This window comes from Alteromonas sp. 14N.309.X.WAT.G.H12, from assembly GCF_036697315.1.
Lineage (GTDB): Bacteria > Pseudomonadota > Gammaproteobacteria > Enterobacterales > Alteromonadaceae > Alteromonas.
This window is the reverse complement of sequence record NZ_JBAHZB010000034.1, coordinates 27681-33835: the sequence shown is the minus strand read 5'-3', so window position 1 is coordinate 33835 and position 6155 is coordinate 27681. Positions and strand designations below refer to the sequence as shown.

General features: G+C 44.0%; 3 protein-coding genes and 1 pseudogene. 1 reads left to right on the top strand and 3 read right to left on the bottom strand.

What is annotated here, in order from left to right; all coding sequences use genetic code 11:
• Positions 1-232 precede the first annotated feature (232 nt).
• A complete protein-coding gene (locus tag V5298_RS10805; RefSeq protein WP_332931473.1) occupies positions 233-949 on the top strand; it encodes a DUF6445 family protein in 717 nt (238 codons plus the stop codon).
• Between the two features lie 247 nt (positions 950-1196).
• Here the strand turns inward: V5298_RS10805 and V5298_RS10800 are convergent, their stop codons facing one another.
• The 3 genes and pseudogenes from V5298_RS10800 to V5298_RS10790 form a co-directional block, all read right to left on the bottom strand.
• Positions 1197-3866 (bottom strand): TonB-dependent receptor, encoded by a 2670-nt coding sequence (locus V5298_RS10800; protein WP_332931472.1) that lies wholly within the window; start codon positions 3864-3866, stop codon positions 1197-1199.
• 373 nt (positions 3867-4239) lie between these two features.
• Positions 4240-5262 carry a LacI family DNA-binding transcriptional regulator gene (locus V5298_RS10795; RefSeq protein WP_332931475.1) on the bottom strand — a complete coding sequence of 341 codons (1023 nt, stop codon included), beginning with the start codon at positions 5260-5262 and terminating at the stop codon, positions 4240-4242.
• Positions 5263-5558: 296 nt separating this feature from the next.
• Positions 5559-6155: pseudogene (locus V5298_RS10790) on the bottom strand (glycoside hydrolase family 130 protein); the annotation flags it as partial.

Here is a 6155-nt window from a genome sequence, read left to right as displayed (position 1 = left end):
CGCTGATTGAGTTTTCATAGTCACCTAATATTTTTACTGATTGCTAATGACACCGTCGTTGTTCCCCCGATGCATTGTATTGAACAATGTGGATGTCTTGTTTTTCGTACCATGGCGAAAGACAAAGCGCTGCAGGTATCGCCCTAGAGCAAAATAAGACAACGTTGTCAGTTATGGTAATTCATTGTAGAATGTTTGCCTATATAAAACCGACGCTTTTTATAAAAATATAATGAATGATCCTGCTTGTAAGCTTAGCGACAACAATGTCATGCGCACCATCGCCATAGGTGATAATAAGGCGCTGTGTATTGATAACTTTTTAGCAGATCCCGATGCCCTTATTGCTTATGCAAGACAAAGCCAATATGACCCCTACCCCGGTTATCAATTAAAGAAGGGTTACCCTGGCGTACGCGCGCCAGCGCCGCAAAATTATTCCTACAACCTAACGACCTATATCGAACCTATATTAAAGCGTGTATTTAACGTAGGAGCCGGTAGAGATATTCGAAAAAGCATGTGCGCTATGTCGCTGCTTACCATGCAAGAAAAAGATCTTAGCCCGTTGCAGTCTAGCCCGCATTTCGATTCCAGTGAGCCAAATCACTTAGCGGCAATTCTATATCTTAGTGGTGAGGAGCATGGCGGTACGGCCTTTTATCAACATTGTGCCACCGGCATTCAACGCATCACCAAACACAATGTTGATCGCTATTTAGACTGTTACTACGAGGAATTAAACACAGGTCCGCGACTCACCCCAACCTATTGCTTCGACAGTAACACGCAGTTTAGGAAAATTGGCTATATTGAGGGCGTACGTAATCGTCTGGTGGTCTATCCTGGGGGCGTTCTTCACAACCCTTATATAAAAAATACGGATAAAAGTATCAGTACTAGTGCGCAAAACGGGCGTTTAACGGTAAATACATTTTTCGACTTCTAGCCACCATGCTCTGCCGTGAAATGCCATTATCGGCTTTCTTGCGCCCACCCATGTTTGTCATCCTGCTTTTTCTTCTCACCCTACAAGGTGCAAAGATGCAATCCTTTCGTACTCTGACAGGGTGTACTGACTAATGTTGTCATAAAAAAGCCCCCGTTATGGCAACCTATTATCGACGTGACAGACAAAAAAAAGCCCAACTCAGTTGGGCTTTTATTCTTATCAGGCTTGGTATATTACGGGTATTTTAGTACTTGTAGCTTACACCAAACTTCATTGTGCGCTCACCCATGAAGGACCATGCTGGGTAGCCTTCTTTAAGTGCATCTTTCACAGACGTATCCGCATCCGCCACACCATATTGAACATCGTCTTCTTCGAGGATATTCGCCACTTCTAAGGTGAATTTGAAATTGTCATTGTAGTTCCATGCAAAGCTTGCATCCAGCGTACCATAGTCGTCATGCATACGGTTGCCATACCAACCGGTTTCACGAACCATATATTTAGAGCGGTAGTTGTAGGCGGTTCTTGCCGAGAATTCGTCATTCTCCCAATACACAACTAGGTTACCCGTATGCTTGGATGAGTTTGTAAACACTGGGATTTCATCGGTATAACTTTCTTTCGGTGCCTTGGCATCAGCATAAGTGTAGTTAAACATGGTACCAAAGCCATTTTCAAAGGCATGCTGAATTTGAAATTCTGCACCGTAAATATCACCACTACCCGCATTCACATATTGATTCACCGTCCAGCTATCGGCCTCGATATCTGGGCTAACTACACCGATAGACTGGTCCACTTCGGTTTCTGTAGTGATAAAGTTAGAAATATGTTTGGTGAACAAACCGAGGGAAAGTAAGTTTCCTTGGCCATAATAGTATTCAAAGGCCACATCAGCCTGGGTACTTTTTTGCGGCTCAAGACCCGGATTACCAAAGGTGACCTCTTCATTACCTAATACCGTATCATTGTACCCTTCCATGGAAGCCAAGAACATGCTCTCATAATTCGCTCTTGTAATTGCTTGAGACGCAGAGACACGAATAATCACGTTTTCATTTAATTCATATTTCAAATTAAAGCTAGGCAAGAAGTAATCATAGGACGAAGATTCTGTAGTGAGATCATATCCCCATCCCTCGTTGTTGGAGACATCGTCACTGGTGATCTCTGTGCCATCCAGACTATATCCTTTTGCAGAGGCATTGGTGCGAATATATCTTAGCCCTATGTCACCGCTAAAATTATCACCTTCAATTAGCAACATACCGTAAGCAGAATAATTATCTTCTTCGATAAGGCCATAGTTTGTCCGGTCTTCTGTCCATCCATCAACATTGTCGAGGGTATTAGATATCATGGCTGAAATATTAGGGCGAGGGAAAGACCAACCATTTTCCCCCATCTCCATGGTACCGCTGTACAAATCGGCGGTATCAACATAGACGACATCATCATCATCCACCCAATTAGCGATATATTTTTTCTGTTCTAATTCATGGCTGGTCGCCCGCACACCGGCTTTAAAAGACGAGAATATGCCGCGATCTATAAAGTATTCCAAATCCACCTGAGCATAGGTTTCTTCATCGGTATTAGGCCCTTTCGTGGTCGCCCAAGAACCCGCTGCGGTGGTTTGAGTGGGCAAATCAGACAGAGATACGCTTTGATCTGAGGTTGGGTTAATGGATATTTTGTGCCCTGTGGCATCAATGGTTCCCGTCCAAGTCGGTAAATTCGCGCCTTCTGTGGATGAAGAATAGGAATAATTGGTGGTTAGATCCGTACCGCCATCGGCCTGGGTGTTCCCAGCCACGGCGGTTAATTGATAATTGTCACCGGTATATTTTATATCCAAAGTAATACTATCGGAGCTCATTGAAGCGGCACGCGCCCAGGTTTGAACAAAGGCGTCAGAGGCATTGTCCTCTGTGGTCTCACTGGCAATACATACGCCATCTGGGTTGTAGTCAGAGGTGACATCATTGCGAAGGGTACAGCTATCATCTTGGAAAATATACTGACTGGTGTTCGAGTTATCGGCATCCAGTTTCATGCTCAACCAATGAAAACCAATTTCCAGCGCATCGGTAGGACGATACTGGGCGGTTAAATCAAAGGCTGTACGTTCTCTTTCCTGGACAAAGGTGGTGGGCGAAACGTCACTGGACCAACGACTATCTGATTCAGTACCCCGACGAATATAATCACCATCGGTAAATGCCCCGGCCAAAAGCACACCAAAGTTGTTGCTGTCATTTTTCCAACTGTATAATCCTGAATATTCCTGACCGTCGTCACTGACGGTACCAATGGAATATTTGGAACCCACATATAGGGTATTGGCATCCAGTGCTAACGGCTTTCTTGTATTAACAATCACCGTACCACCAATACCACCTTCCGGAAGGTCGGCGCGGGATGTTTTATACACTTCCATACCACTAATCAATTCAGAAGGCAGCATGGAATAATTAAATGAACGATCCACAGATACCTGATCATACCAACCCGTTGATGCCACAGATTGACCATTCAAGGTGGTGTATGTCATTTGGGGATCGGTACCGCGAATAGACACGGAGGAACCTTGACCAAAAGCACGATCAACACTGACACCAGGAATACGCCCCAAAGACTCACCCACATCAGAATCGGGTAATTTACCCAAATCTTCTGCTGAAATGGCATCAAGTATACCCACCGATGAACGTTTTGTTTCTACCGCTTTTTCTAATGCGCCACGCACACCTGTTACCTGAATGACTTCTGCATCGTCGCCTAGAGCTTCATTTTCTTGGCTATATGCAAAAGAAGAGGTTCCTGACAAGCCAGCGAGAACCGCGATGACAGTGGGAGACAACGCAAATTGCCTATGTTCGTTTGAGTGATTTTTTAGCCATGAACTCATATTAACTTCTCTTTTGAATTTTCTACTGAAGTAGTGGTATTAATCGAATTCCACCTCGACACTTATTGGCAAGCCGCTGGCAACGTTGTCATTTCTGATACAAAAAATGCTGTTGTAACGCGAAAAATATTATTGTTTTTTTTGGCCTGCTGATATCTAAATTATTATCATGGGACAACGTTGTCAATCCACGTTTAACATTTATTTAATTATTTTGTGTTTTACTATTAATTTTGGCGCTGTTTTTTTCGGCAAAAAGACGGGCTATCTACTTAAAAACAAAGGGTTATCTGCACAACACATCTAGCTCAAAAAAAGTGCAGATTCACTGCCCTGCCAACAATCTTGTAACCTAGAATAAATCGGAAAAAGGTTACAATTGGGGGGACGTCGTCGAGTCACGCACCAAAAGCTCAGGACAAAAAACCTGATTTTCCTGTGGCGTTGCCTCTGTGGATTTGATTTCTTTGATGAGCATTTTCGTGGCTAATTTTGCTATATCCACATTATGCTGCTTCGCCGTCGTTAAATAAGGCCATGTTTGCCGGGAATAGGGACTGTCTTCAAACCCCGCTATGCTCAATTTACGGGGCACTTCTATACCGGCTGCTCGAGCGGCAAACAAGGTTCCTGCGGCGATTTCATCATTACAGGCAAAAATTCCAGTAGCCAGGGATGTACCTCGCTCTATTAATTGATTTATACGTGACACCCCCGAATCAAAACTGAAACTGCCGGGCAAAATATTTTCGTTTTTAACCTCGATCCCCGCATCTTCCAGCGCTTTTTTAAAGCCGTTCAAGCGTTCAGTATTACTTTTGTGTTGCGCATCACCACACAAAAACACCAGCTCTTTATGGCCAAGCTCAATGAAATGACGGGTAATAGCATACGCCGCTTGTCTATCATCAATTAGCACAAAGGGACCAAATTCGTCCGGTGGCGCCGAACCAGACACAATGCGCACAAACTTTATCTGCTTTTGCGCTAACTTTTTAATCAGTGTCATGTTGTCAGATACCGGAGGGGTGAGAATAAGCCCCCCAACCCGTGAACGTGTCACCATTTCCATGATTTCATCTTCCAGCGTGTCAGTTGTACTTTCACAAGGATGAATCAGCAATTCGTAACCCGATGCCTGACATTCTTTAAAAATGCCTTTTTGCATATCAATGACATAATTACTGTTTGGATTATCATAGAGGAAGCCAATGGATGATGTACTGCCTCGCAAGCCCCGTGCGCTTAGGTTGGGTTTGTAATTTAATTCTTTAATGGCCTGGCGGACTTTAACTTGCAACACTTCGCTAACGCTACTTTCATTATTGATTACCCGGCTTACGGTTTTAAATGACACGCCCGCTAATTTAGCCACATCCTTGATGGTTGCATTCATAGACATTGATTACACAGCATATAAGATTTAACGAAATATTTACCTTAGTCTACGAGAAACCAAGGGCTTTGGCGAACAGTTCACTCAAATCGCTGGACAAAGTATGCTAAAAAGAGGCGGTTATAGGGCAAGATGAATACGGCATTGTTAACGACGATGACAGATGAACGCCGTTGCAATAAACGCATCAGCAGCACCTAAGGCGGCTGATGCATTGTTTTTTAAATACCTCACCAAGGTGCTGGCTAAATACGCCATACACCTGTTAATAAGGGAGGTAAACCTGACGACAGGCTTTACAAAGAGTTCTTTTTAACAAACTCGATGATTTCACTAATATAACCAAAAGCTATCCCCACCACGGTATCGGCCGCACCATAGTACACGGCAATTTTGTCGTCATCAGAGTGCAAAGATGCACACGGGAAAATCACGTTAGGAACGTCCCCGTTCTGCTCATAGGAGGTGGCAGGTGCTAAAAGGTAGGGCTGAGTTCGATATAGCACTTTGTCTGGCTGCTCTAAATCCAGCAAGGCTGCGCCCATTGAATATCGCATGCCGCTACAGGTTTTAATCACGCCATGGTAGAACATCAACCAACCTTCATCCGTTTTCACCGGTACACCGCCGGCACCGACTTTCAGACATTGCCAAGCGCTATCTTCAAAGGGGCTCGCCTTCATAACACAACGGTGTTCTCCCCAATACTTCATATCCGGGCTGTAACTGAGGTAAATGTCACCAAAAGGCGTGTGTCCATTATCACTTGGACGGCTGAGCATGCAGTACTTACCGTTTATTTTTTCCGGAAATAGCACGCCGTTTCGATTAAAGGGTAAAAACGCATTTTCACACTGGTGAAAGGTTTTAAAATCAAAGGTATAAGCCATGCC